The sequence below is a fragment of the Micromonospora sp. bgisy143 genome (genome assembly GCF_057708145.1).
In genome coordinates this window covers 1-26,619 of record NZ_JBYIRN010000046.1, presented here as the reverse complement: position 1 = coordinate 26,619, position 26,619 = coordinate 1, and the positions used below count along the sequence as shown (strand labels likewise).

Sequence of the window (26,619 nt, the reverse complement as noted above, 5' to 3'; positions counted from 1 at the left end):
AGCACGAACGCCAGAGTCCGACTCAGTCCATCGAGGCACGTGCCATATCCTGCCCCACCAAGATCCTTTGAAGACACCGCCTAGTCGGCGAGCGCCTCGACGACGGGCCGCGACAGGGCCCGGCGGGCCGGGAGCACCGAGGCGAGCAGGGCAGCCAGCACGGCCACGCCGAGGATCAGCCCAAGCTGGCCGAGGGGCAGCACCACGTGGAAGTCCCCGCCGAGGCGGGCCAGCAGCGCCATGCCCGCGGCGCTGACGCCGGTGCCCAGCCCGATGCCGAGGACCGCGCCGACGAGCGTCATCAGGATCGCCTCGACCGCGAGCATGGCCCGCATCCGGTTGCGGGTCAGCCCGACCGCCCGCAGGACCCCGTTCTCCCGGGTGCGCTCGACCACCGACAGGCTCAGCGTGTTGGCCACGCCGACGAGGGCGATCACGACGGCCAGGCCGAGCAGCGCGGTGACGGACGCCAACAGCATGTCCACCGTGCCGGTGAGCATCTTCTTGTACGCGCCCTGGTCCATGAGGTTCGCCGTCGGGTAGCGGGCGAGCACGGTCTCGATGGCGGCGCGGGCCTGCGCGGCGCTCACGCCGCCGGCCGGGTCGATCTCGGCCAGGAAACCCCGTTGGCGGGGGAAGAGCACGGCGAAGTCCCGGTCGTCCAGCTCGACGATGTGTCCCTCCGGCGCCGCGCTGCCGACCATGGCCGGCGTGTCGTCGGCGACCACCGCGGCCACCCGGAACGTCCGCCCCTCGATGGTGACGGCGGAGCCGACCTGCCAGCCGCGCGCCCGCGCCAGCTCCTGGTGCACCAGCACCTGCCCCGGCCCGAGTCGGTCGACATCGCCGGCCCGCACGCCGGAGAGCGTACGACCGACCAGCGCCGGGTGGGCGGCCCGGACCTCGATGTCGTCGGTGACGACGCTGCGCTGCTCGTGCACCACGCCCAGTTCGGGGCGCGCGGCCAGCTCACCGGTGAGCGCGGCCGGCAGGTCCTGGCCGATGCCGCTGACCACGAAGTCCGTTCCGATCTCGGCGTCGACGCTGCGTTCGATGCCGTCCTTGGTGCTGCGCGCGCCCACCACGAACGCCGACACCAACCCGATCCCGATGACCAGGGCGGTCGCCGTCGCGGCGATCCGACGCGGATTGCGGACCGCGTTCGCCACGGCCAGACCGACGGTCATCCCGAACACCCGGCGGGCCGGCCAGCCGATCAGCCGGACCAGCGCCGGGACGAGGACCGGGCCGAACAGCACGATGCCGAAGAAGGCCAGCACACCGCCCACGGCCACGAGGAGCACCTGCGCGGCGCTGGCCGCGCCGGTCAGCGCCGCGACTCCCGCGCCCAGCACCACCGCGCCGAGGACCAGCCGCGTACGTCCCGCGCCCCGGGCCGGCTGCACGGCCGCGTCGGTCAGCGCGGCCACCGGGGCGACCCGGGTGCCCCGCCAGGCCGGCAGCAGCGCGGCGGCCACGGTGAGCCCGGTGCCGAGCAGCAGGCTGGTCAGTACGGTCGAGCCGGTGATGGTCATCCCGCCGGCGAGCGGCACGTCCAGTCGGGACATCAGAAGCCGCATACCGGCGGCGAGGCCCACCCCGAGCAGCACCCCGAGCAGGGACGCGACGGAACCGACCACTGCCGACTCCACCAGCGCGGCCCGGAAGACCTGCCCCCGGGTCGCGCCCACCAGGCGCAGCAGCGCGGTCCGCCGGGTGCGCTGCGCCAGCACGATCGCGAAGGTGTTGGCGATCACGAAGCCGGCCACCACCACGGCGACGCCGACGAAGATGAGCAGCAGCATGAGGAACTGGTTCAGATTGCGGACGGCGTCCTCGACGGCCTCGTCGAGGATCTGCTGGCGGCCCTTCACCTCGACGTCGGCGCTCCCGACGGTGGCGCGCAGCCGGTCGGCCAGCGCCGCCTGGGCCGTACCCGGGCGGGCCGCCACCATGATCCGGTCATAGCCACGCCCGCCGGTGAGCGCGAGCGCGTCCGCGCCGACCAGACCGATGAACGGTCCGCCGACGTCGCGGACGCTGCCCGCCACGTCGACCGTGCCGACCAGGGTGTACGGGCGGGCCGGCCCGTCGGTCCCGCCGACGCGTACCGGAGCGCCGAGCGCGAAGCCCTCCTGCGCCACGGTCGGCGCGTCGAGCACCACCTCGCCCGCGTGTTCGGGCAGGCGACCGGCGACCACGTCGTACGAGCGCAGGGCCGGTTCGGTGGGGATGGCGGCGAGCACGGCGTAGCCGAGGACCGGCCGGCCGTCGGCGCCGAGGAGTCCGCCGGCGCCGAGCAGCTCACCGGCCGCGGCGGCCACCCCGTCGACCCTCCGGACCTCGTCGACGAGCCGCGCCGGGAGCGGCTTGGTCCCGTCCGGGTAGACGCCGAGGTCGGTGTGCCGGTCGAACGCGCCGGCCCGCTGGTACGCGCCCGCGCGCATCCCGTCCACGACGATGAGCGTGCCGGCGACGAAGGCGACACCGAGCACCACGGCGAGCGCGGACAGCAGCATGCGCAACGCCTCGGCGCGCAGCGTACGCAGGGTCAGGCGGATCATGTGCGGGCTCCCGGTGCCGGCGCGGATCGGACCCCTCGACGCTATGGCCGGTCCGGGCGGATCGATCTCCACCTGCGCGCTCGATCCCCGTACGCCGCAGGTGGCGCACGGGCGCACCGACCGTACGACTCGGGTCGTACGGCGAATCAGCGCCCGGGCGTGACCAGGCCGCTCTCGTACGCCAGCACGACCGCCTGCACCCGGTCACGCAGCTGCAGCTTCGCCAGGATCCGCCCGACGTGGGTCTTCACCGTCGCCTCGGCGACGTGCGCCTTGGTGGCGATCTCGGCGTTGGACAGGCCCTGGGCGACCAGCAGCAGAACCTCCCGCTCCCGCTCGGTGAGCTGGGCCAGCCGGGGGTCGGCGGTCGGGGCGACGCCGAGCTGGCCGGCGAAGCGGTCCAGCAGCCGTCGCGTGATCGACGGGGCGACCACCGAGTCGCCCCGCGCGACCACCCGGATGGCGTCCAGCAGCTCCTCCGGCGGGACGTTCTTGAGCAGGAAGCCGCTCGCGCCGGCCCGCAGCGCGGCGAACGCGTCGGCCTCGGTGTCGAAGGTGGTCAGCACCAGCACCCGGGGCGGACCGGACGGCCGGTCGGCGCAGATCCGGCGGGTGGCCTCCACGCCGTCCATGGTCGGCATCCGGATGTCCATCACCACCACGTCCGCTTCGGTGCGGGCCAGCACGCGCAGGGCGTCCGCGCCGTCGATGGCCTCCCCGACCACCGCCAGGTCGGGCTGCGAGTCCAGCACCATCTTGAACCCGGCGCGCACCAGCGCCTGGTCGTCCACGATCACCACCCGGACCGTCATGCCGCGATCACCTCCGCTGAGGGCTCCGACGGTAGCGGGAGCCGTACCCGCACCTGCCAGCCCCCGGTCGGCTCGGGGCCGGCGGTGAGGCTGCCGTCGTACACCGTCACGCGCTCGCGCATGCCGAGCAGACCGTGACCGCCGGGCGGCGCCGGGCTGACCACCGGGCGGCCTCGGCCGTCGTCAACGACCCGGACCTCGACGGCGTCGGCGGCGTACGTCATCCGCACCTCAACGGTGGCGCCGACGCCGGCGTGCTTGAGCGCGTTGGTCAGCGCCTCCTGCACGACCCGGTAGACGGTCAGCTCCAGGCCCGGCGGCAGCGCCGGTGGCTGGCCGGTGACCTCGTTGCGGACGTGCAGCCCCGCGTCGCGGAAACGGGCCAGCAGGTCGGGCAGCTCGGCCAGGGCCAACCGGCGGTGCTCCGGGTCGGCGGCCACCACGTCCGCCCCGGCGGGGCCGGCGTCGCGCAGGACCCCGACGAGCCGGCGCATCTCCTCCAACGCGGAGCGCCCGGTGTCGGCGACCACCTTCACGGCCGCGCGCGCCTGCTCGGGGTCACGGTCGAGCATGAAGCGGGCGCCGTCGGCCTGGACGATCATCACCGCCATGCTGTGCGCCACCACGTCGTGCAGTTCGCGGGCGATCCTGGTGCGCTCCTCGGCGACCGCCGCCCGGGACTCGGCCTCCCGTTCGCGTTCGAGGGTGGTGGCGCGTTCCTCGAGGCTCAGGACGTAGAGGCGGCGGGTCCGCACGTTCAGCGCGACGAGCCAGACCGCGCCGGTGACCAGCGCGTACCAGAGCGCGGTCACCCACCACATGACGACGCCGGGGGTCTGCGCGGCGGCGAGCAACACGCCCACGGCGGCGACCGCGCCGGCCAGCACGCCGTCACGCAGCCGCCGACCGTACTTCACGACGCTGTAGAGCGCGATCAGGACGGCGACGTCGAAGGCGAGCGGACCCCACCGGGCGATCACCTGGACCAGGGCGAGAGCCGCCACCACGACGGTCACCGCGCTCGGGTGGGTGCGGCGGAACAGCAGCGCCACCGCCATGCCCAGGCCGACGCCGGTGGCGCCCCAGCCGCCGGGCTGGGACACCGCCGAGGCGAGACCGACGAACGCCACCAGGGCGGAGACGGCCACGTCGAAGGCGATGCCGCGCAGCGGGCGGCCGAACAGCGTGCGTCTCACGGTCACCCAGCGTACGGGCCGGCGCGGGTCAGGGCGGCGTCAGCTCGCGCAACCGGTTGATCTCGATGGCCTGCTCGGTGGCGAGCGAGGTGGCCAGTTCGTTGAGGGTGGCGTCGGCCCCGACCGAGAGCAGGTCGGTGGCCATGGTCACGGCGCCCTGGTGGTGGTCGGTCATCATCGTGATGAAGAGCCGGTCGAACTCGACGCCCCGGGCGGCGTCGAGGCGCCGCATCGCCTCGGGTGACTGCATGCCGCGCATGCCGGCGTGGTCGTGGCCGGGCGCCGTCTCGGGCAGCCCGCGGGTGGCGAGCCACCCGCGCAGGACCTTGATCTCCGGGCCCTGTCCGGCCCGGATCCGGTCGGCGTACGCGCGGATGCGGGGATCGGCCGCGTGGTCCACCGCGAGGGCGCTCATCTCCAGCGCCTGCTGGTGGTGCGGGATCATCATCTGGACGTAGATGGTGTCCAACGCGTTGTAGCGGGGTGGACTGTCGTCGCGCAGCTCGTGCGCGGACCGGGCGACGACCGGCTCCCCCGGGCGGCCGGGCACGAGGACCGGCGGCGGTGGTGAACCCGTGGTCGTCGGCGTGGGTGACGCCGACGCGGGGGCGGCGGCCGGCCGGCCGGGGTCATCGGCGGTGCGGATGGCGAGCACCACCAGCGCCGCGACGATGGCCGCCGCTATGACGACGGCGAGTAACCGACCACGTCGGACAGTCATGCCACACTCCCCTGAGGTCGAGGTCGCAGCGATCCTATCCATTGAAGACTCGACACATATGTGACCCAGCTCACATCGATGATCTCCGAGGCTAGGTAAGGTACCGACAACGTCATCCCCCCTTTCGAAGGGCGCCGCCAATGATCAAGTTGGCCACCGCACGGCTCCGACAACTCCGCATCGTCAGTCTGGCTGCGACCGGCCTGCTGCTGACCAGCGTCGCCGTGGCGACGCCGAGCAGCGCGCAGGAGGCCGCACCGGCCGCGGCACCACCGGCCGCCGCCGCCAGCGACATCCCGGGCGTCGACGAGATCCGCAGCAGCCCCAACCTGCGGCAGATCGCCAACCTCCCCAAGCAGGCGCCGTTCGACACGACGGCCGCGCTCAACAGCGACATGGCGTTCCAGGGCAAGTACGCCTTCGCCGGCAACTACAACGGGTTCGTCATCTACGACATCTCCCGGCCCAGCGCGCCCACGATCACCGCGCAGGTCAACTGCCCGGGCTCGCAGAACGACATCTCCGTCTACGGCAACCTGCTGTTCCTCTCCACCGACTCGTCCCGCAGCGACGACTCGTGCGCCAGCGTGGCGCAGCCGGCCTCGGTGAAGGAGTCGTGGGAGGGCATCAAGGTCTTCGACATCAGCGACAAGGCCAACCCGCGCTACATCAAGTCCGTCGAGACCGCCTGCGGGTCGCACACCCACACGCTGGTGCCGGGCAAGGACCGCAAGAACGTCTACCTGTACGTCTCGTCGTACAGCCCACGGGCCGAGTTCCCCGACTGCCAGCCGCCGCACGACTCGATCTCCATCGTCAAGGTGCCGGTGAAGAAGCCGACCCAGGCGGCTGTCATCTCGACGCCGAACCTCTTCCCGGACGGTGGTTTCCCGGGCAGCGAGACCGGCTCGGCGACCACCGGCTGCCACGACATCACCGCGTACCCGGCGAAGGACATCGCCGCCGGCGCCTGCATGGGTGACGGCATCCTGCTGGACATCAAGAACCGCGAAGCGCCCAAGGTGATCACCCAGGTCCGGGACACGGTGAACTTCGCGTTCTGGCACTCGGCCACCTTCAACAACGCCGGCACCAAGGTCGTCTTCACCGACGAGCTGGGCGGCGGCGGCGCGGCCACCTGCAACGAGACCGTCGGCCCCAACCGGGGCGCGGACGCCGTCTACGACATCACCGGCCGTGGCGCGGCCCGGAAGCTGGAGTTCCGCAGCTACTACAAGATCCCCCGGACCAACGGCGACACCGAGAACTGCGTGGCGCACAACGGCTCGCTGATCCCGGTGCTCGGGCGGGACATCATGGTGCAGGCGTGGTACCAGGGCGGCATCTCGGTCTGGGACTTCACCGACTCGCGCCATCCCAAGGAGATCGCCTACTGGGAGCGGGGCCCGCTGTCCGACACCCAGGCCCTCACCGGCGGCGCCTGGTCGACGTACTACTACAACGGCAACATCTACTCCAACGACATCCAGAAGGGCCTGGACGTCCTGGAGCTGAACGACTGGCGGACCTGGTCGGCGAACCTGACCCGGTTCAAGGAGTTGAACGTGCAGACCCAGCCCGGTTACCTGAGCTGGTAGCACCGACGCGCGACCCGGGCCCGGCCCCCGTCGAGGGGGCCGGGCCCGGCCGCGTCCGGCCCCCGGCCCGGGCGGTGTGCCTGGTCACCCGCACCCGGAGTTGACGAGCACCTGACCGGACGCTGTGTCACCGTGGTCAGCTGTGAAGTCTGCCGCCGGCGCGCCGCCGGCCCCGCCCGAGCCGACCGCGCGCCGGCGTCCCCACCCGCTCGACGTGGTGGCCGTCGTCCTCGCGGTGGCCGGCGCGGTCTGCGCGCTGACCGGGCTGCTGCCCCGCGCCGAGACCACGGCCACCCTGCACCGCATCCTGCCGCTGCTGCTCTTCCTCGGCACCGTGATCGTGCTGGCCGAACTGACCGCCGTGGCGGGCGTCTTCGACGTGCTCGCCAGCCGGCTGGCCATCGCCTCCCGGGGCCGCTGGGCGGCGCTGTTCCTGCTCTGCGGCGGCCTGGCCACGGTGACCACCCTCGTGCTCAACCTCGACACCACCGCCGTGCTGCTCACCCCGGTACTGCTCGCCCTGGCCCGCAGCCTGCGCGTCCCGGCCGGGCCCCTCGCGGTCACCACGGTCTGGCTGGCGAACACCGCCAGCCTGCTGCTGCCGGTGTCGAACCTGACGAACCTGCTGGCCGCCGACCGGGTCGGCCTCACCCCACTGGCGTACGCCGAGCGGATGGCGTTGCCGCAGCTCGCGGCCGTGGCGGTCACCATGACGCTGCTCTGGTACGCCTGGTGGCGGCGGGAACGACCGGACGGGGGACGCTTCGTCCCACCGGCCCGGCACGTACCGGCCGACCCGGTGCTGCACCGCACCGCGCTCGCCGGTTGCCTGCTCTTCGTCGCCGGCATCCTCGCCGGGGTGGAGATCGGGCTCGCCTCCAGCGTCGCCCTCGCGCTGGTGCTGGTCGGCTTCGTGGTCCGCTCCCCCGCGACGTTGCGCCCCGCCCTGGTGCCGGTACGGCTGCTGCTCTTCGTGGTCGGCCTCTTCCTGGTGGTGCAGACCCTCGGCCGGCACGGGCTGGACGACCTGGTGGCCCGCCTGGTGGGCGCCGACGGCGGGGCGGCCGGCGCGGTGCGGGCCGGCGGCACCGGGGCGCTGCTGGCGAACGCGGTCAACAACCTGCCGGCGTACCTGGCCGGTGAGTCGGTGCTGCCGCCCGCCGACCACACCCGCCTGCTGGCGGTGCTGATCGGCACCAACGTCGGCCCGCTGGCCGCGCCGTGGGCGTCGCTGGCCACCCTGCTGTGGTTCGAACGCTGCCGGGCGGCCGGGGTGACGGTGCCGCTGAAGCGGTTCGTGCTGACCAGCAGCCTGCTCGCCGTCGTCGGCACGCTCGCGGCGGTCGGCGCGCTGCTCCTGGTGAGCTGACGGCCGTCACCCGCCGGCCCGCTCCACCACGAACATGAAGCAGCCGTAGATCACATTGCGGCTGTGCAGTTGGTGCACCTGCGGGTCGGCGAACAGCTCCGCGATCACCGCCTCCGGGTCCGCGCCGTCGTGCAGCCGGCCGCCGCAGATCCGTCCCTGCCGGTCGTACGCCCGCAGGACCTGGGCACGTCCCCGCCAGCCCGGCGGGTAGCCGCCGCCGTGGTCCGGGCCGGGGCAGGCGGCGGTGTGCACGAAGATCGGCCCGATCTCCCGGTACGCGACGGCGGCGATCGGCGGGGCGTAGCCGACGAGCAGCACCGCCTCCCCCGCCTCGGCGTCGCGCAGGCAACAGCGCAGCGGCTCCCCGCCGCCGGCCAGGCGCCCTTCGACGCGCTGGCCGGCGGCGTCTCGGCCGGTCCGCCGGACGAGCTCCAGCGCCGCGGCCGGCACGGCGTGGACGAGGAAGGTGGCGGTGGTTGTCATGCGTCCAGCCTGCCCCGATGCCACGGCGGGTGCTGGCGGTGATCGGGCCTGGCGCTGCGGGCGGCCCGGGCGGCAGCCGCCAGCGTGACCGTCAGGCGCGGGTGACGGCGAGCTGAAGCTCGGTCACGCCCTGCTCCGGGGAGTCTTGGCAATATTCCAGGTACACCTCGCGGGCGAACCCGTCCGGGCGGTACCCGTTGTCCTCGATCCATCGGGCCAGCGCCTGGACGCTCCGGTCGGCGTCGTCCATCGAGCCGTGGTGCACGGTCGTCGCGGCCGTCCCGACCGTCGGCAGGTTCCGCACTGTCACACCGGGAACCGCCGCGACACCGCCGCCGACGCTCACCCCGGCGTGCACCACCACGGCCTCGCCCTCGTCGTCGGCCGGTTCGTACCAGGCGATGGCCGGGCCGGACGGGGTGATCCCGGCGGCGTCGAGCCGGCGGAACAGCTCCGGATAGAGCGGCTGGATCACCGGGCCGATGTCCTGGCTCTGGTAGCTGGCGGCGACGGCGGTCAGCTCCGCCACGCGGACCTGCGGGATCTCCTTGAGTACGACGTCCTGGTTGGTCATCCGACCCTCCGATTCGATCATCCGGAGCCTCGCCTCGACCGCCGCGAGCCGGGCCGTGTCGGCGGCCAGCCGGGCGGCCAGCTCGCTGCGGCGCAGCCGCAGCATGCCGCGCAGCTCGGCGGTGTCGACGGCCTCGTCCACGATCCCCCGCACCTGCTCCAGGGTGAGCCCCAGATCCTTGAGGGCGATCACCCGGTTGAGCCGACGCAACTGCTCGGCCCGGTAGAAGCGGTAGCCGGTGTGCGGATCGACGCTGGCCGGCCGGAGCAGGCCGATGCTGTCGTAGTGGCGCAGCATCCGCACCGACACGCGGCCCAGTCTGGCGAAGTCTCCGATGGTGAACATGATCCCCTCACGCTGGTCCCTGACACGGTGTCAGAGTCAAGCGTCGGAAGGGGGTCAGCCCACCGGTGAGCGGCGGACCGGGCGGGGTCCGACCAGCCGGCGGACCATCGGCGCCGCGTTCCACTTCGCGGCCCCGACCAGGTCGCGGGCGTGTTCCAGGACGGTGTAGTCGGGCCGGTTCAGCCCGTCGGCGATGGCCCGGTCCAGGTCGTTGCCGCACCGGCTGAGCACGGTGTCGAAGTCGCGGCGGACCGGCTCCAGCAGGTCGTAGCCGAACGCCCGGTGCATCCGGGCGAACAGCGGCTTGTAGAGCCGGACCCGCTCGTGCAGCCCGGAGGAGTACGACATGGGGTGCTTCGGCCGCCGCAGCACGTAGTCGGGCAGCACGTCGGCGAACGCCCGCCGCACGATCCACTTCTCCCGGCCGTCGCGCACCTTCAGGTCCAGCGGCAGCCGCATCGCCAGCTCGACGACGCTGAGGTCGAGGAACGGCACGCGCGCCTCCACCCCGTGCCCCATGGCGGTCCGGTCCACCCGCTGCAACTCGGTCCGGAACAGGTTGCGGATCCGGTGCAGGAACAGCCGGCGGGACGCGACCGGGTCGACCTGGCGGTACATCGGGTACCCGCCGAACAGCTCGTCGGAGCCGTCACCGGTGAGCACCACCTTGACGCCCACGTCCCGTAGCCGCCGGAAGATCGGCACCGAGACGGCGGCGTTGATGATGTCGCCGTACTCGGTCAGCTCGGAGATCCGGATGGCCTCGCGGACGTCGGCCAGCCGGATGTCGCGGGGCCGTAGCTCGACCACGACGTGCGGCACGTCGAGGTCGGCGGCGAGCCGGCGGGCGTACGCGACGTCGGGGCTGTCCGGCACGCCGACCGTCACCGCCACGCAGTCCGGGTGGATGTCGCGGACCTGCCGCAGCGTCAACGAGCTGTCCAGCCCACCGGAGAGGACGACGCCGACGGTCAGGTCGGTCTCCACCCGCATCCGGATGGCGTCGGTCAGGGCGGCCCGGACGAGCAGGGTGGCCTCGTCCGGGTCGTCGATGACCGGCAGGCCCTGGCCGATGGTGAGCAGGTCGACGTACGGGCGCAGACGCACCGCGCCGTCCGGCTCCGCCCACCCGTGGTGCCCGGGTGGCACCTCGCTGACCGGGGCGTGCTGCCCGACGAGCGCCTTGACCTCGGAGGCGAGGTGCAGGCAGCCCGGCCGCCGGGACCAGTACAGCGGTTTCACGCCGAGCGGGTCGCGGGCCAGGTAGGCCCGGCCGGTGACGCGTTCGACGACGGCGAAGGCGTACTCGCCGCGCAGCCGGGTCACCGCCGACTCGCCCCACTGTTGGAAGGCCGCCAACAGCACCTCGGTGTCGCTGTCGGTGCGGAACACCTGCCCGAGGCGGGTGAGCTGGGCGCGCAGCTCACCGTGGTTGAAGATCTCGCCGTTGAAGCAGAGCAGCCACCGCTCGTCGGTCGAGGTCCAGGGCTGCACGGCCCGGTCGCGGTCGACGACGCGCAGCCGGCGGGTGCCGGCGAGCAGTCCGGTCTCGCAGCGGGTCTCGGTGACCTCGCCGCGTGGGGCGAGGACGGCGAGCATCCGCCGGAACGTCGCCGGGTCGGCCTCGGGGCCGAGACTCAGAGCGATGCCGCACACGGTCTCAGACCCCCATCTCGGCTTCGTACGCCCGGCGCAGCCGACGCCGGGCCGTGGGCGCGAGACACAGGTGCCAGGCCTGCCCCTCGTCGATCACGTTCAGGTCGCCGGCTTCCTGCCGGGCCAGCAGCAGCTCCGCGAGGGCGTCGCGCGCGCCGAACCGGGTGAACCAGGCCAGCTCGACGTCGACCGCGTAGCCGAGGCAGTGGCCGCTGGGCAGCATGGCCGCGTACCCCAGTCGACGCAGCCGGTACTGGTGCTCGGTGCTGCGGACCAGGCTCGTCACCCAGAGCGGCGGGGTGCCCGCAGGCGCGACGGCGGCGAACTCCCGGCCCAGTTCGTTGAGGAGCGCGACCACCTCCCGGCGGCCGCGGCGGAACAGCAGACCGGCGGTGTGCGGGGTCGCGTCGGGACGCAGCCGCCGGCGCAGTCCGCGCGCGGCCCGGCCGAGCACGGTCGCGGGTTGCTCCTGGTACCGGAAGCGCAGCAGGTCCCGGCGGCGCAGCCACTCCAGGTCGACCAGCTCCGCGCTGCCGTTGACCTGGTCGTCGGTGCGGAACACGGGGGCGTCCTGCCACCACAGCACGTCGATGCGGGAGAGCAGGTAGATCCGGACCAGCGCGGTGAGGTCGCGGGCCGAGGTGCGCTCGTTCGGCTGGTAACGGGCCATCTCCAACAGCAGCGTCTCCCGTGCGCCGAGCAGGCCCTGTGGGGTGGCGTCGAGGACCGCCGCGAGGGCCGGTTCGCGCAGCCGCTCGTCGATCAGCACCTGACGGGCCCGGGTGCTGGTGGCGTCGGCCAGGGCCCCCACCTCGACGAGCAGGTCGGCCACCGCCGCCCGGTAGGCGACCAGGTCAGGCGCGGCGTTGGGGAGTCGGGCGGCAGTGCCGGCCGACCGGCGGCGAGGTGGGGCGGTGGGCGACGCGGGCTGTTGCCCCGGACTACGGCTGGGCACTCGCATGACGGCGTCCCTTCTCCGGTCACGACGCTAGGTGAATCGCCCTGAAAACACCGTAATCACCGAGACGGGGTGCCGACCGAACAATCCTCCGATTTACCCCTGAACGGACGCGGCGACCAGCGCCGGCAGGGACCGTCAGTCGCCGTCCGCCGGTGCCAGACTTTGCACCTCGGCGTACGACGGCAGTTCCGCCGGTGCGGCGCCCCCTCCAGCCCGGACCGCGTCGGCGGCGGCGATCGCGGCACCCAGCGCGGCCCGGAACAGCAGGGAGCCGGTGCTGACCCGCGCCACTCCGGCGCGACCAAACTCGGTCAGTCCGGGCCCGCCCGGCTGGTACAGCGCGTTCACCGGCGCGTCGAGCCGCTCGGTGAGCAGGCGCAGCGTCGCCTCGTCGACGGTGCCGGGCACGAAGATGCCGTCCGCGCCGGCCGTCCGGTAGGCGTGGGCTCGACGGAGGGCCTGTGGCAGCGGGTCGGGCACGTTCAGCCACCACGTGTCGGTGCGCGCGTTGACGAACAGGTCCGGCACCGCCGCCTTCACCGCCGCGATCTTCTCCGCGACGCCCTCGGGATCGGCAAGGGTGCCGTCGGAGCGCCCGTCCTCCAGGTTGATCCCGACCACACCGAGGGCGGCCAACTCCGCCACGTACCCGGCGACCTGGGCCGGGTCGTCGCTGAACCCGGCCTCGACGTCGACGCTGAGCAGCACCGGCAACCGGGCCAGCCGACGGGCCAGGGCCAGGGTCTCCTCGGCGGTGGCTGCCGCGCCGTCGGGAAGGCCGGCGGTCGCGGCGACCCCGAGGCTGGTGGTGCCGACCGCCGGATGGCCACGCGCGGCGAGCGCCGCCGCCGAGGCGTGATCCCAGGCGTTGGGCAACAGCAGGGGTCGGCCGGTGTGGTGCAGGGCATGGAACGCGGCACGACGCTCGATCATCGGACACTCACCTCCACGGTGGTCGGGACGCGCAGGGTCGGGTGCGGCTCGTGGCGCAGCGGCGTCGGGATGCGCCGGCAGCGTTCCCCCAGCACGTCGAGCACCCCGCTGGCCAACGCGAGGGCATGCCGGTCACCGGGGCAGCCGCGCTCCCCCGCGCCGAAGGTGAGCAGACCGCCACCCGGCCGGTCGGGTCGAAACGCCTCCGGCTCACCGAACGCCAGCGGGTCACGGTTGGCCGCGTCGAAGCGCAGCAGCACCGGGCTGCCGGCCGGCAGGTCGCGTCCGCCCAGTCGTACCGCCTCGACGGTGACCCGTCGGGTGGCCCGAACCGGCGGATCGAGGCGCAGCACCTCGGCCAGCAGGTCGGCGGTGCCCGCCGTGCTCGCGACGGCCGGGCGCAGCAGGTGGTGAGCGGCGACGCCGATCAGGCCGGCAGTCGCGTCGCACGACTGGACCAGCAGGCCGATCAGGTTGGCTCGAACCTCCAGCGGGGCCGGCGGGCAGAGCGCCAGCAGGGCCGCCACCGCCCGGTCGGCCCGCGCGGTCAGTGCCGGGTCCACCCCCGGGTGGTACGCCGCGGCGACGACGGCGACCGCCGTCGCGGCGGCTGCCGGATCGGCGAAGCCGAGGCGATCGGCCAGGACCCGCAGTGGCACCGGCCGGGCCAGGTCCCGCATCACGTCGAGGCGATCACCGGCCCGGTCGAGCAGGGCGACGGTCAGCCGGGCCGCCTCGTGCCGCAGCTCGTCCGGGTCCAGCCCGGCCAACGCGCGCACCCCGATCGTGCGGCGCTCGGCGTGCCGCTCCGGCGGGCTGAACCTGCTCACCGAGGCGCGCAGCCAGGCGAGCGTGCCGGGCGGACCGCTGTCGACGGCGGGGACCCGGAACCTCGGGTCGGTCAGCGCCGCCCGGACGTCGGCGTGCCGGGTCACGCACCACCCGCCGTCCGGCCCGAGGCTGGGCGGGCCGCACGCCGGCGTTTCCGCGACGGGGGCGATGTCAGGCCAGATGTCGATCACCGCTCGACCGTAGAACCCGAACCGTTCGCTCCCCACCGAACAGTCCGGCACAGCGGCACCTCGGCGGGCGGCGGGCGGCGGGCGGCGGCTCAGGCTCGACGGCCGGCGGGTCAGGCTCGGCCGCTGGACGGCACCGGGTGCGTGCCGGGGACGAGGGCGCTCACGGGCACGCCCAGGCTCTCGGCCAGGGCCGGGCGGCCAACCGGAGTGAGCCGCACTGCCCGGCCGGCGCCCTGGGTGATCCAGCCCAGCTCGGTGAAGCGGCGACGGAGTGCCGCGCCGAGCGCGCCGGCGAGGTGCGGGCGGCGTTCGGTCCAGTCGAGGCAGTCGCGGACCACCGGTCGGCGGGCAGCGCGCAGCACGTCCACCGGTACGCCCAGCCCGGCCGCCCAGGCCCACCCGCCGGGCGTCAGTGCCAACCCGCTGGACCGGTCGAGCCGGTGTTCGGCCACCAGCGCGTCGTACAGCAGCACACCCAGCCGGCCGGCCAGGTGGTCGTAGCAGGTCCGGGCGTACGCCAGGGCTGCGGTGGCGTTCGCCGCGCGCAGTGACGTGGTCGGCGTGGGCGGGGCCGGCGCGTGCCCGGCGAGGTCCTCGATCAGCCGGGCCACCGACGGCCCGGCCAGGCGCAGGTAACGGTGCCGGCCCTGCCGCTCCTCGACGAGCAGCCCACCCCGGACCAGCCGGGTGATGTGCTCGCTGGCCGTGGACGGGGCGACGCCCGCCCGCCGTGCCAGCTCCCCGGCCGTCCAGGCGCGGCCGTCGAGCAGCGCCAGGCAGATGTCCGCGCGGGTGCCGTCGGCCAGCAGGGCGGCCAGCTCGGCCATTCTCCGACCGTCGGTACCGATACTCACCGACCCAGTCTGCCGCGGCGATCCGTGGCTGTTCAGCAGTGCGGCCCTCGACGTGTCGTACCGCTCAGCAGCCACCAGTCGCAAAAGCACGGGACGCTAGCGGAGGGTGGTGACCGTGCGGTCGTCGCCGTTGTAGCTGCGTGCCCCCTCGAACGCGCCGGTCGGACGCTGCCCGCCGGCGACGGCACGGGCCATCCGCAGGTCGGCGTCCCTGAACCGCAACGCCAGGCTGAGATGCGGCACCCACGCGCCCGGCGCGTGCCAGGGACGCTGACCCTCGGCCCGGTCGAGGACGTCCCAAACGGCGGCGTGCAGCGCGGTCAACGCCCGCGTCGGCCGTACCAGCCAGACCAGCGGGGCGCTGCCGTCGAGGACGACGACCCGGTCGAGCGTGACCGGCACCGGCAGCGCCGCGTCGAACAACTGCGCCAGGCGATGCTCGACGCCGGACGGGAAATCGTCCACGGTGGCCAGGGTCAGGTGCGGCCGGTTGGTCGGGTGGATGTTGCGGGCCAGGCTCGGCAACCCGGCGGCGGCCAGCCGCGTCCAGGCCGTCCGGATCGCGGCGTCCAACCCGGGCGAGCAGACCAGTTCCACCGTACGCACGCAGACACGCTAGCGGGGCTGCGGCGCGGCGCGGGTCAGAGCCAGCCGTTGTCCCTGGCGGTGCGCACCGCTGCGGCCCGGTCGGCTGCGCCGAGTTTCTGCACGGCGGCGGAGAGGTGGTTGCGCACGGTGCCGGTGGACAGGTGCACCCGGCGGGCGATCACGGCGACCGGTGCGCCGAACTCGGCCAGCCGCAGCGTCTCCAGTTCGCGGGGCGTCAGCGGGCACGCCGGCAGCGTCAACGCGTCGGCGGCCAGCGACGGATCGACGTACCGGCCGCCGGCGTGCACCCGGCGGATCACGTCGGCGAGCGCGCCACCGGGCGAGCCCTTGGGCAGGAAGCCCCGGGCGCCGGCGGCCAGTGCCTGGCGCAGGTGACCGGGACGGCCGTGCCCGGTGAGGACCACCACCGCACACTCGGGCCGCGCCCGGGTCAGCTCGGCGGCGACCGCGATGCCGTCCAGGCCGGGCATCTCCAGGTCCACGACGGCCACGTCCGGTCGGTGGGCGAGCGTCGCGGTGACCGCCGTCGGCCCGTCGGCGGCGTGTGCCACCACCTCGATGTCCGGCTCCAGGCCGAGCAGCGCGCCGACCGCGACGCGGACGAGGTCCTCGTCGTCGGCGAGCAGGACGCGGATCACGTCGTCACCGGCACGGTGGCCTCGAGCGTGAAAACGGCGTCCTCCCGGCGTACCCGCAGATCGCCCCCGGCGGCGGCGAGCCGGTCGGCCAGGCCGCGCAGGCCCTGGCTGTGGGCGTCCGGGCCCCGGTCGTCGGCGCCGTCGTTGACCACGGTCATCCTGGCCACGTCGTCCTCCCGGTCGATGCGGATCCGGCACCAGTCGGCCCGGCTGTGCCGCAGCACGTTCGTGCCGGCCTCGCGCAGCACCGCCGCCAGCTCGGTGGCGGCGGACTGCGGCAGGTCCGCCGGCGGCGGCAGGACCGTGCACCGCACCCCGCAGGACCGCAGCACCCCCACGATGGCGGTGAGCTGTTCGTCGAGGTCCACGACGCGGTAGCCGTGCACGGTCTCACGTACCTCGGTCAAGGCGGAGGCGGCGAGCCGCTGGACCTCGGCAGCCTCCCGACCGGCCCGGTCGGGGTCGACCGGGGCGAGCCGGGCGGCGAGTTCGGCCTTGAGGGCGATCACCGTGAGACGGTGGCCCAGCACGTCGTGCACGTCGCGGGCGAAGCGCAGCCGCTCCTCGGTGGCGGCCAGCCGGGCCTGCGCGGCCTGGCCCTGCCGCGCGTCCACCAGGAGATCCCAGAACCAGACCTGGAAGCCGTTGAGGGCGGCGACACCCGCACCGACCCCGCCGGTGACCGCCAGGTGGCGGGAGACGGAACCGCCGGTCCATTCGGCGACGGCCACCGACACCAGCAGGACGAGGGCCGCCACCGCGAACGCGGCCCGCGGCCGGGCGAGCAGCGGCGCCATGCCGATCAGCGCCGCCCCGAGCCAGGCCCACGTCGGCCAGGCGCCGGCCGCCACCGGTCCCACCAGCGGAACGGTCAGCACCGCCGCCCCGGCCAGAGCCAGGTGCGCGCGGCGACGCCAGCGCGGATCGAGCCACGGTGTCACGGCCGCGTACAGCACGGCGGTCTGGGCGGCCACGAAGGCGAGGACGCCGACCGCGCCGAGCGCCGCACGGGCCGGCTCGGGCTCACGGACCAGACCGACCACGGGCAGCAGGAGACTCGCCCAGACGCCGGTGACGAGCGACAGCAGCGTCGCCTGACGGGCCCGGCGCAACCGGCGGACCGCCCGGGGAGTCCCCGCCTCACTCAACACGCGTCGATCCTAGGACCGCTGCGCGCACGGTCCACCCCTGCGATCTGTCACGGTCCAACCGTGCGGCCCGCACGGTTTTCCGGTGACCGACGCATCTGCTCAATGCGCGCCGCGGCCGGCAGGGTCGAGGCATGCAGAAGACACGGATGGACGCCGACACCGCACCCGTCGTACCCCTGACCGCGCCCCTGCCGGACGGCCAGCCGGCGCCCCCGGTCACGGCGGCGACCGGCGGGACGCGGGGGTGGTGGTGGCACCTCGGCGAGATGGCGATCGCGATGGTCGTCGGGATGCTGCTGCTCGGCCCGCTGTGGGACGCGGCCGGCACCCTGCTCGGGGTCGACGCGACGCTGGCTCGCCCGGAGGTGGCCGCGATGGTGATGGCCACGAACATGACCGTGGGCATGAGCGTGTGGATGCGCTACCGGGGGCACCACTGGCGGGGTGTGGGCGAGATGGCCGCCGCGATGTACGTCCCGTTCCTGCTGCTGTTCGTGCCGTTCTGGGCCGGCCTGCTGGACGGTGACGCACTGCTGCTCGGCGGGCACCTGCTGATGGTGCCGGCGATGGTGGCGGTGGCACTGCGGCATCGGCACCACGCGCCGACGGCGGTACCCCGGCACCCGGCCGTGGTGGCGCTCGCCCGCCGGTGGCCGGCCTGGCTGGCGCTGCTGCTGACCGTGGACATGTGGCTCGACCCGACCGTGCTCAGCCCGTGGACGATGCTGGTGCTGCCCGGCGGCTACCTGCTGATCGGCCTGTTCCGGCGGACGCTGCGCGGGCCGGGCGTGCTCGCCACCCAACTGGCCGGACTGGCCGTCTGGGTCACCCTGACGCTGGTCGCGATCCTGGCTGGTGGACGGACGGCGGCGTGGCTGGTGGCGTTGGGGTGGCTGGCGCACGCCGGCTGGGACGTGGTGCACCACCGCAGCGGTCGGGTGGTGCCGCGCGGCTACGCGGAGTTCTGCGGGGTCCTGGACGTCGTACTGGCCGGCATCATGATCCTGGCGATCCTCACCACCGATGCATGATCCGCCCACGGTCCACACACCTGCGGTGATCAAGAGGTTCGCGTCAGGCTGACCACGATTCCTGACGCGAACTTCTTGATCACCAGGGCGCCTGGATGGCCGCGAGCCGTGTTGTGCCGGTCGGCGCAGCGGCCCCGGCGGGGTGATGAAAGGCTTGGCACATGAGTTCCGCACCTGCACAGCACGACGCACCGACCGCCAGCGACCCCGATGTGACCGCCTTCACGGACCTGGGGCTGCGCGCCGAACTGCTGGGCGCGTTGTCCGCCCTCGGCTACGAGGAGCCGACCCCCATCCAGCGGGAGGCCATCCCACCGCTGATCGAGGGTCAGGACCTGCTGGGTCAGGCCGCCACCGGCACCGGCAAGACGGCGGCGTTCGCGCTGCCGCTGCTGCACCGGATGCCGGCCCACCGCGACGGCGGGGACCCGGTGGCGCTGGTGCTGGTGCCGACCCGGGAGCTGGCGGTGCAGGTGTCCGAGGCGTTCCACCGCTACGGCAAGGACCTGGGCGCGCGGGTGCTGCCGATCTACGGCGGGCAGCCCATCGGGCGGCAGTTGCGGGCACTCGACAGCGGCGTCGACGTGGTGGTGGCCACCCCGGGGCGCGCGCTGGACCACATCGCCCGGGGCACCCTGCGCCTGGGCGGCCTGGCCACGGTGGTGCTCGACGAGGCCGACGAGATGCTCGACATGGGCTTCGCCGAGGACATCGAGGCGATCCTGGAGCACGCGCCCGCCGAGCGTCAGACGGTGCTCTTCTCGGCCACCATGCCGTCGCGGATCGACGGGATGGCCCGCCAGCACCTGACCGACCCGGTCCGCATCGAGATCGGCCGGGAGCAGCCGGTCGCGGGCGAGGCGCCCCGGGTGCGGCAGAGCGCGTACATCGTGACCCGCGCGCACAAGCCGGCCGCGCTGGGCCGGGTCCTGGACGTGGAGTCACCCACGGCGGCGATCGTGTTCTGCCGCAGCCGCGAGGAGGTGGACCGGCTCACCGAGACGATGAACGGCCGGGGTTACCGCTCCGAGGCGCTGCACGGCGGGATGAGCCAGGAACAGCGGGACCGGGTGATGGGCCGGCTGCGCGCCGGCACGGCGGATCTGCTGGTGGCGACCGACGTGGCGGCCCGTGGGCTGGACGTCGAACAGCTCACCCACGTCGTCAACTACGACGTGCCGTCGGCGCCCGAGTCGTACGTGCACCGGATCGGTCGGGTGGGCCGGGCCGGGCGCGAGGGCGTGGCGATCACCCTCGCCGAGCCGCGCGAGCACCGGATGCTCAAGACGATCGAGCGGGTGACCGGCCAACGGATCACCATCGACAAGATCCCGACCGTGGCGGACATGCGGACCCGCCGGTTGGAGCTGACCCAGGCGGCGCTGCGCGAGAGTCTGCTGGAGGACGACCTCGATCCGTACCGGGTGATCGTGGAGACGCTCACCGACGAGTTCGACCTGATGGAGGTCGCGCTCGCCGCCGTGAAGCTGGCCCACGAGGTGACGTCGCCGGGCTCCGACGACGAGGAGGAGATCCCGCAGGTCCCGGTCCGCGCGCCCCGCGAGGGCCGCGCGGAGTTCGGCGGGCGGGGCGGCGACCGACGCGGTGGCGGCCGGCCACGCTCGGGCGGCGGGAACACGGTCCAGGTCTTCGTCGGCCTGGGCCGGCGCGCGGGGGTACGCCCCCAGGACCTGGTCGGCGCGATCACCGGCGAGACCGGCATCCGGGGCCGGGACATCGGCTCGATCGAGATCGCCGACCGGTTCTCCCTGGTCGAGGTGCCCCAGGGCGTCGCCGACGAGGTGATCTCCGGGCTGCGCCAGAGCACCATCAAGGGCCGCAAGGCCACCGTGCGCCGCGACCGCGGCCGCGACGAGCGCTGAGCCGAGCCGTCGGCGACCGCCGGGTACGGCGGTCGCCGACGCGCCCTCAGAAGGCGTACGGGGCCTCAGAAGTCGATCGGGGCCTCAGAAGGCGTACGGGCCGAAGCGGCCCCAGGCCACCACGGCGGCGAGCACGAGCAGCACCGCGCAGGTGATCGCGCCCTGGATCTCCCGCTGACGTTCGGCGGCCGTGTCGCGCCTCTTCCGGTCGCGCAGGTGCACGAGGATGCCGCCGGTCATGACGATGACGAGCCCGACGGCGGCAAGCGGGGTGAGCACGGTGGCGATGCCGGTGAGTGGGGGCAGCACGAGCCCGAGGGCGGCCGCCACCTCCACCGCGCCGAGGGCCTTGACCTGCGACGGCGGGACGGGGTCCACCCACCGCATCATCTCGCGCAGCTTGTCCTTGGGTTGGGTCAGCTTGGCCAGTCCGGCGCCGGCGAAGACGGCGGCGAGCAGGATCTGGATGACCCAGAGCGGCAGGTTCACGGGTTACCTCCGGGGGACCGCCTCGCGGCGGAGGGTGCGCAGGAGCGTTACCGCGAGACAGTACGGACATCGATGACCCCCGCCGTCACGGGGACGGCGGGGGTCATCGAGGTGGAGCGTCAGACCGTGGAGAGCGCCGGTCCGTCCAGCGCCTCGACGTCGGCCGGGCGCAGCGCCAGGGCGAGCACGTCGGCCACGTCGGCCAGGGTGTGCACGGTCAGCGCCTCGCGCACCTCGGTCGGCAGGTCGTCCAGGTCCGGCTCGTTGCGCTTCGGGATGATGACCTCGGTGAGGCCGGCCCGGTGCGCGGCGAGCAGCTTCTGCTTCACCCCGCCGATCGGCAGTACCCGACCGGAGAGCGTCACCTCACCGGTCATCCCGAACTCGGGACGGACCGGGCGGCCGGTGACCAGCGACGCCAGGGCGGTGACCATGGTGATGCCGGCGCTCGGGCCGTCCTTGGGCACCGCGCCCGCCGGGAAGTGGACGTGGATGCGCCGCCCGGCCAGGGCGTTCGGGTCGATGCCGAGCCGTCGCCCGTTGGAGCGCAGGTACGACAGCGCGATCTGCGCCGACTCCTTCATCACGTCGCCGAGTTGGCCGGTCAGGGTCAGCCCCGGCTCGCCCTCCATGCTCGTCGCCTCGATGAAGAGCACGTCGCCGCCGGCACCGGTCACCGCGAGCCCGGTGGCGACACCGGGAACCGCCGTCCGTTCGGCCGACTCCGGGGTGAACTTCGGCCGCCCCAGGTAGCCGCTGAGGTTGTCGGTGTCGACGCGTACCGGCGACGGGTCGGTCGCGAGCGCCACCGTCACCTTGCGCAGGATCTTGGCCAGGGCCCGTTCGAGCTGTCGAACACCGGCCTCACGGGTGTACTCCCCCGCGATCAGTCCGAGCGCCTCGTCGGCGACGGTCACCTCGTCGGCGGTCAACCCGGCCCGCTCCCGCTGCCGGGGCAGCAGGTGGTCGCGGGCGATGGAGACCTTCTCGTCCTCGGTGTACCCGTCCAGCATGACCAGCTCCATCCGGTCCAGCAGCGGACCGGGGATGGACTCCACCACGTTGGCCGTGGCGAGGAAGAGCACGTCGGACAGGTCCAGGTCGACCTCCAGGTAGTGGTCCCGGAAGGTGTGGTTCTGGGCCGGGTCGAACACCTCCAGCAGGGCGGCGGCCGGGTCACCGGCGTAGCCGGCGGCCAGCTTGTCCACCTCGTCGAGGAGCACGACCGGGTTCATCGAGCCGGCCTCGCGCAGCGCGCGGACGATCCGGCCGGGCAGCGCGCCCACGTAGGTGCGCCGGTGACCGCGGATCTCCGCCTCGTCGCGGACGCCGCCGAGCGACACCCGGACGAAGTTGCGTCCGAGGGCACGCGCCACCGACTCGCCGAGGCTGGTCTTGCCCACCCCGGGAGGACCGGCGAGGGCGAGCACCGCGCCGGAGCCGCGTCCACCGACCACGCCGAGGTTGCGCTCGGCCCGCCGGTTGCGCACCGCCAGGTACTCCAGGATGCGGTCCTTCACGTCGGCCAGGCCGGCGTGGTCGGCGTCCAACACCGCCCGGGCCGCGGCCAGGTCGGTGTTGTCCTCGGTACGCGTGCTCCACGGCATCTCGAGCACGGTGTCCAGCCAGGTACGGATCCAGCCCGCCTCCGGGGAGGCGTCACTGGCCCGCTCGAGCTTGCCGACCTCGCGCAGGGCCGCCTCGCGGACCTTCTCCGGCAGTTCGGCGCTCTCCACCCGGGAGCGGTAGTCGGCCGAGCCGTCCGGCTCCTCCTCACCCAGCTCCTTGCGGATCGCGGCGAGCTGCTGACGCAGCAGGAACTCCCGCTGCGACTTCTCCAGGCCCTCGCGGACGTCGCTGTTGATCTGCTCGGTGACCTCCTGCTCGGCCAGGTAGTCCTTCACCCAGCCGACCAGCAGCTCCAGCCGGGCGGTGACGTCCGGCGCGGCCAGCAGTTCGGTCTTCTGGTCCAGGGTCAACCAGGGCGCGTAGCCGGCCGAGTCGGCCAGCTCGGACAGGTCGGTCATCCGCTCCACGGCATCGATGACCTGCCAGGCCCCGCGCTGCTGGAGCACCGAGGTGACCAGGGCGCGGTACTCGCGGGCGAGTTCCCGGGCGCGGCCGGCGGGAGCGGGTTCGTCGAGTTCGGTCGCCTCGACCCAGAGCGCCGCGCCGGGACCGGGCACGCCGGAGCCGATGCGCGCGCGGGACAGGCCACGGACGACGGCGGCGGGCTCACCGTCGGGGAGCCGGCCGACCTTCTCGATGGTGGCGACGACGCCGATCGGGCCGTACTCGCCGTCGATACGCGGGACGGCCAGCAGCTTGCGGTCGCCGGTCGCCCGTGCCGCGTCGATGGCGGCCTGGGTGGTCGGGTCGAGGGTCACCGGGATGACCATGCCGGGCAGCAACACGGCGTCGGTCAGCGGAAGTACCGGAAGAGTTGCCATCGAACACCTGCTATCGCGTTGAGTTGAGCGTGTCTCACTCAAGTAACAAAGCGTTCCCCTTGTTCCGGTGTGTGACCCAGACCACTGTCCGGCGTCCGGTGGCGCATCGGCAGCAGCAGCTCCCGGACCGCCCGGCCACCCCCGGCCAGCGCCACCGCGACGGGGATGGCCAGGCTGGTCAGCGCCAGTGCGAGGACCAGCCGGGCGGGCAACCCGACCCCCACGGCGAGCGCGGTCAGCACGGTGCAGACGACCAACTTCACCCGGGTACGCGACAGCGGGACCACCGCGGAATCGCGGGTGGGCGCGACGACAGACATGCGGTTCTCCTCGTCCGGTGGGTGGGCGGCCTCGTCGGGCCGCCGCCCGTGCGGGGACGGCCGGCCCGACGGGACGACCTCAGGTGAGCTTGCTCTTGACGGTGTTCACGACACCGCCGGCCAGGCCCGGGTTGGTGCCGTACAGCCGCGGGTCACCGGGCGGAAGCACCGGCTCCGGGGCGTTCGCGCGCGGGTTGTCGTCGTACCGGAACTCGCCCTTGCCGTCCGGCGCGGGCCCGGACGCCCAACGGCCCTGGGCCGCGTCGGTGCCCGAGGAGAAGCCCAGGTAGGTGTAGCCGAACTCGGCGGTGAACTCCTCCGAGTCCGGGAAGGCGTCCGGCACCGGCATGTCCTCCAGGCCGTCCTCCTTGAGCTGCTCGATGGCCGCCAGCCACATGTTCTGGTGCATGGTGTCGCGGGCCAGCAGGAAGCGCAGCATCTGCTTGACACCGGGGTCGTCGGTCATGTTGAACAGCCGGGCGACCTGCAACCGGCCCTGCGCCTCGGCGGTGGCGTTGAGCTGGAAGTCGGCCAGGAGGTTGCCGCTGGCGGTGATGTACGCGCCGTTCCAGGGCACCCCGCTGGCGTCGACGGGCAGCGCCCCGCCCCCGCCGTGGATGAAGTGCGCCGGGTTCGACGCGGCGTAGACCGCCCCGCCGCCGGGGTTGTCCGCGACGGCCTCCGACAGCGCCAGCGGCGCATTGTCCAGCAACCGGCTGATCATCGTGACGATCATTTCGACGTGTCCGACCTCCTCGGTGCCGACGTCGAGCAGCAGGTCCTTGTACTTGCCGGGAAGTCGGCAGTTCCAGCCCTGGTAGAGGTACTGGTTGGCGACCGTCATCTCGCCCCACTTGCCGCCCAGCACCTCCTGCAGACGGCGGGCGAACGCGGCGTCCGGAGCGTCCGGCTTCGCCTCGAACTGCAGGTCCTTGACGTGGCTGAACATGCGACCTCCTCGGTACCGGGATGCTGGCACCGAGGAGGATTCCCATCCCCCTGACCCGGCCGGGCCAACTCGTGTCCCGCGCGGGTCAGCGCAGTGGGCGGACCGCCGGCAGCAGCACTTCCAGCGCCACGCCCCGCGGGCGCAACCGGTGCGCCCGCAGCGCTCCCCCGTCCACCGCCACCAGGTGCCGCACGATCCACAGCCCCAGCCCGGACATCCCGACCGCCGGGGCGGTACGGCGCAGCGCCACCAGCAGCCCCTCGTCCACCCGCCCCTCGTCGGTGACCACGATGCTCAGTCCGGGGCCGCGCAGCGCGGCGTAGAGCCCGACGTGCCCACCGGCCGGCCCGTGCCGCAGCGCGTTCTCCACGAGGTTCACCAGCACCTGCCGGGTACGGCCGGCCGGCACCGGCCAGGCGGCCGCCCGTCGGGTGGCACGGACCCGACGCCGCCCCGCCGGCACCAGCGCGGCCGCCTCGCGCAGGAGGCCGGCCAGGGGCACGGTCGCCTCCGGTCGGTCGGCCGCCGGTGTCAGCGCGCCGGTGCCGGCGGTCGCGTCGCGCAGCAGGCCCTGCAGGTGGACGGCCTGGTCGCGGGCCAGCGCACTGACCGCCCGCCGGTCCGCGGCGGTCAGCGGCTTGTGGTCATCGGCCAGCGCCCGGGTGAGCGAGGTCAGCGCGCTGACCGGGGTACGGAACTCGTGACACAACACCCGCAGCAGCAGGTCGGCGTCGACAGCCGGGGACGGTGCGCTGCCCGATCCGGGTCCGGTCCGCCGCAATCCTCGCAACAAGCCCTGCCAGCCGTGGCGTGCGCGCATCCATCCGACTCCCCCCGATCGGTGCATACCCGCATGATCGGTACCCGCTGGGGAACGGCCCAGACATGCCGGACGCCCCCAACCTCAGACTCGCCGTCGTGGACGACCACCCGTTGTTCGTCCGTGGCCTGGAGTTGCTGCTTCCGGTGACCACCGACGGACGCGCCGAGGTGGTCGGCTCGACCGGGGACGCCGCCGCGGCGGCCAGCATGATCAGCCGCTGCCACCCGGACCTCGCGCTGGTCGACCTGCACATGCCACCGCCCGGTGGCGTCCGGGCGGTGGCCGCCATCCGGCGGACCACGCCCCGGGTGCGGGTGGTCGCCATGTCCGGCTCGACCGACCCGACGCCCGCCCTGGAGGCGCTGCGGGCCGGCGCGGAGGGGTTCCTGCCGAAGACCAGCGAACCGGAGGAACTGCTGCCCCCGCTGCTGGCGATCCTCGACGGCTGGGCGGTCCTGCCGGCGGAACTGCTGCGCGCCCTGCTCGGCCCCACCCGGGCGGCGGCCGTCGACCTCGACGGCGAGGAGCGTCGCCTGTTGCGGGCGATCGCCGCCGGACGCAGCACCGTCGACATCGCCGAGGAACTGCACGTCTCGGAACGGACGGTGAAACGAATGACCGCCGCGCTGCTGCGCAAGCTGCGGGTGACCAACCGGGCGGAGGCGGCGGCAGTCGCCGGCCACGCCGGCCTGCTCGCCGATTGACACCGCACCGACACCTGCGATTACGGCCGGTTCCCTGTTTTGTGCGGCACGCAATCGCGACGCGCCGAAATGAATGGGACGCATATTGTTGCGGATTCCCCGGGTGGTGGGTCAGACTTTGGACACATCCCGCCACACACAGGGAGTAATCGGCAATGGCGAGAAAAGTAATCACGGTGCTGACCGACGACCTCGACGGCGGGAAGGCCGATCGGACGGTCGAGTTCAGTCTCGACGGTGTCGCGTACACCATCGACGTCTCGGACGAGAATGCGGGTGTCCTGCGTAAGGCGCTGGACCCATACATCAATGCGGGTCGGCGGATCGGTCGGGGCCCGGCGGACAACGCGCGGACAGTTCGGCGGCCCGGGCGACCCACCGGCGCGGGAATGGACCGCGAACAAAACCGGGCGATCCGGGAATGGGCCGTCAAGAACGGCTACAAGATTTCCGAGCGGGGCCGGATCCCGGTCGAGGTCGTCGA

General features: G+C 73.6%; 25 protein-coding genes. 6 read left to right on the top strand and 19 right to left on the bottom strand.

The features are described 5' to 3' along the window. Positions 1 to 80: 80 nt before the first annotated feature. From AC3EN4_RS30840 to AC3EN4_RS30825, 4 genes are all read right to left on the bottom strand, one after another. Positions 81 to 2,564 (bottom strand): ABC transporter permease, encoded by a 2,484-nt coding sequence (locus AC3EN4_RS30840; RefSeq protein WP_435209956.1) that lies wholly within the window; start codon positions 2,562 to 2,564, stop codon positions 81 to 83. Between the two features lie 146 nt (positions 2,565 to 2,710). Next, positions 2,711 to 3,376, bottom strand: coding sequence for a response regulator (locus tag AC3EN4_RS30835; RefSeq protein WP_422740240.1), 666 nt, complete (start codon positions 3,374 to 3,376; stop codon positions 2,711 to 2,713). Beyond that, positions 3,373 to 4,578: a sensor histidine kinase gene (locus tag AC3EN4_RS30830; RefSeq protein WP_435209953.1), complete on the bottom strand. Its 1,206-nt coding sequence runs from the start codon at positions 4,576 to 4,578 to the stop codon at positions 3,373 to 3,375. Before AC3EN4_RS30830 ends, AC3EN4_RS30835 begins: the two co-directional genes overlap by 4 nt. Positions 4,579 to 4,600: 22 nt before the next feature. Continuing rightward, entirely contained in the window at positions 4,601 to 5,293 is a 693-nt protein-coding gene (locus tag AC3EN4_RS30825) for a DUF305 domain-containing protein (RefSeq protein WP_435209952.1), read from the bottom strand. Between the two features lie 140 nt (positions 5,294 to 5,433). On the opposite strand from AC3EN4_RS30825, the gene AC3EN4_RS30820 reads away from it, so the two are divergent. Both AC3EN4_RS30820 and AC3EN4_RS30815 read left to right on the top strand, forming a co-directional pair. Further along, the gene (locus AC3EN4_RS30820) at positions 5,434 to 6,891 is read left to right on the top strand and encodes an LVIVD repeat-containing protein (protein ID WP_435209950.1); all 1,458 of its coding nucleotides are present in this window, start codon (positions 5,434 to 5,436) and stop codon (positions 6,889 to 6,891) included. A 142-nt stretch (positions 6,892 to 7,033) separates the two neighbouring features. Further along, positions 7,034 to 8,260 (top strand): ArsB/NhaD family transporter, encoded by a 1,227-nt coding sequence (locus AC3EN4_RS30815; protein WP_435209948.1) that lies wholly within the window; start codon positions 7,034 to 7,036, stop codon positions 8,258 to 8,260. Between the two features lie 6 nt (positions 8,261 to 8,266). Here AC3EN4_RS30815 and AC3EN4_RS30810 read toward each other — a convergent pair whose 3' ends face one another. The 10 genes from AC3EN4_RS30810 to AC3EN4_RS30765 form a co-directional block, all read right to left on the bottom strand. Continuing rightward, positions 8,267 to 8,743 carry a DUF1203 domain-containing protein gene (locus AC3EN4_RS30810; protein WP_435209946.1) on the bottom strand — a complete coding sequence of 159 codons (477 nt, stop codon included), beginning with the start codon at positions 8,741 to 8,743 and terminating at the stop codon, positions 8,267 to 8,269. Between the two features lie 91 nt (positions 8,744 to 8,834). Further along, entirely contained in the window at positions 8,835 to 9,662 is an 828-nt protein-coding gene (locus tag AC3EN4_RS30805) for a MerR family transcriptional regulator (protein ID WP_435209945.1), read from the bottom strand. A 54-nt stretch (positions 9,663 to 9,716) separates the two neighbouring features. Beyond that, positions 9,717 to 11,318: an asparagine synthetase B family protein gene (locus AC3EN4_RS30800; RefSeq protein ID WP_435209943.1), complete on the bottom strand. Its 1,602-nt coding sequence runs from the start codon at positions 11,316 to 11,318 to the stop codon at positions 9,717 to 9,719. A 4-nt stretch (positions 11,319 to 11,322) separates the two neighbouring features. Further along, positions 11,323 to 12,279, bottom strand: coding sequence for a DUF5715 family protein (locus AC3EN4_RS30795; RefSeq protein ID WP_435209941.1), 957 nt, complete (start codon positions 12,277 to 12,279; stop codon positions 11,323 to 11,325). 135 nt (positions 12,280 to 12,414) lie between these two features. Continuing rightward, positions 12,415 to 13,212 (bottom strand): isocitrate lyase/PEP mutase family protein, encoded by a 798-nt coding sequence (locus AC3EN4_RS30790; protein ID WP_435209939.1) that lies wholly within the window; start codon positions 13,210 to 13,212, stop codon positions 12,415 to 12,417. Continuing rightward, entirely contained in the window at positions 13,209 to 14,234 is a 1,026-nt protein-coding gene (locus AC3EN4_RS30785; protein ID WP_435209937.1) for a cytochrome P450, read from the bottom strand. Before AC3EN4_RS30785 ends, AC3EN4_RS30790 begins: the two co-directional genes overlap by 4 nt. Before the next feature lie 110 nt (positions 14,235 to 14,344). Further along, a complete protein-coding gene (locus AC3EN4_RS30780; RefSeq protein WP_435209957.1) occupies positions 14,345 to 15,061 on the bottom strand; it encodes an ArsR/SmtB family transcription factor in 717 nt (238 codons plus the stop codon). Positions 15,062 to 15,184: 123 nt separating this feature from the next. Then, on the bottom strand, positions 15,185 to 15,694 hold the full coding sequence (locus AC3EN4_RS30775) for a 2'-5' RNA ligase family protein (protein ID WP_435209936.1): 510 nt from the start codon (positions 15,692 to 15,694) through the stop codon (positions 15,185 to 15,187). A 35-nt stretch (positions 15,695 to 15,729) separates the two neighbouring features. Next, positions 15,730 to 16,335 (bottom strand): response regulator transcription factor, encoded by a 606-nt coding sequence (locus AC3EN4_RS30770; RefSeq protein ID WP_435209935.1) that lies wholly within the window; start codon positions 16,333 to 16,335, stop codon positions 15,730 to 15,732. Beyond that, positions 16,332 to 17,486 carry a sensor histidine kinase gene (locus AC3EN4_RS30765; RefSeq protein WP_435209933.1) on the bottom strand — a complete coding sequence of 385 codons (1,155 nt, stop codon included), beginning with the start codon at positions 17,484 to 17,486 and terminating at the stop codon, positions 16,332 to 16,334. Before AC3EN4_RS30765 ends, AC3EN4_RS30770 begins: the two co-directional genes overlap by 4 nt. A 131-nt stretch (positions 17,487 to 17,617) precedes the next feature. Between AC3EN4_RS30765 and AC3EN4_RS30760 the strand changes: the two genes are divergently transcribed. Then, complete coding sequence (locus AC3EN4_RS30760) at positions 17,618 to 18,517, top strand: hypothetical protein (RefSeq protein WP_435209932.1); 900 nt, start codon at positions 17,618 to 17,620, stop codon at positions 18,515 to 18,517. Positions 18,518 to 18,678: 161 nt separating this feature from the next. Beyond that, entirely contained in the window at positions 18,679 to 20,400 is a 1,722-nt protein-coding gene (locus AC3EN4_RS30755; protein WP_435209930.1) for a DEAD/DEAH box helicase, read from the top strand. Positions 20,401 to 20,484: 84 nt separating this feature from the next. Here the strand turns inward: AC3EN4_RS30755 and AC3EN4_RS30750 are convergent, their stop codons facing one another. The 5 genes from AC3EN4_RS30750 to AC3EN4_RS30730 all read right to left on the bottom strand — a co-directional run bounded on the left by AC3EN4_RS30750 (position 20,485) and on the right by AC3EN4_RS30730 (position 25,428). Next, positions 20,485 to 20,889: a DoxX family protein gene (locus tag AC3EN4_RS30750; RefSeq protein ID WP_435209929.1), complete on the bottom strand. Its 405-nt coding sequence runs from the start codon at positions 20,887 to 20,889 to the stop codon at positions 20,485 to 20,487. Between the two features lie 119 nt (positions 20,890 to 21,008). Next, entirely contained in the window at positions 21,009 to 23,339 is a 2,331-nt protein-coding gene (gene lon / locus AC3EN4_RS30745) for an endopeptidase La (RefSeq protein WP_435209927.1), read from the bottom strand. A gap of 38 nt (positions 23,340 to 23,377) precedes the next feature. Continuing rightward, positions 23,378 to 23,659 (bottom strand): hypothetical protein, encoded by a 282-nt coding sequence (locus tag AC3EN4_RS30740; protein WP_435209925.1) that lies wholly within the window; start codon positions 23,657 to 23,659, stop codon positions 23,378 to 23,380. Between the two features lie 79 nt (positions 23,660 to 23,738). Then, positions 23,739 to 24,608: a manganese catalase gene (locus AC3EN4_RS30735; RefSeq protein WP_435209923.1), complete on the bottom strand. Its 870-nt coding sequence runs from the start codon at positions 24,606 to 24,608 to the stop codon at positions 23,739 to 23,741. Between the two features lie 85 nt (positions 24,609 to 24,693). Continuing rightward, positions 24,694 to 25,428 carry a sensor histidine kinase gene (locus tag AC3EN4_RS30730; RefSeq protein ID WP_435209921.1) on the bottom strand — a complete coding sequence of 245 codons (735 nt, stop codon included), beginning with the start codon at positions 25,426 to 25,428 and terminating at the stop codon, positions 24,694 to 24,696. A 98-nt stretch (positions 25,429 to 25,526) separates the two neighbouring features. Between AC3EN4_RS30730 and AC3EN4_RS30725 the strand changes: the two genes are divergently transcribed. Both AC3EN4_RS30725 and AC3EN4_RS30720 read left to right on the top strand, forming a co-directional pair. Further along, a complete protein-coding gene (locus AC3EN4_RS30725) occupies positions 25,527 to 26,135 on the top strand; it encodes a response regulator (protein WP_435209919.1) in 609 nt (202 codons plus the stop codon). Between the two features lie 155 nt (positions 26,136 to 26,290). Then, on the top strand, positions 26,291 to 26,619 hold a 329-nt coding region (locus AC3EN4_RS30720; protein WP_435209917.1), incomplete at its 3' end, for a histone-like nucleoid-structuring protein Lsr2.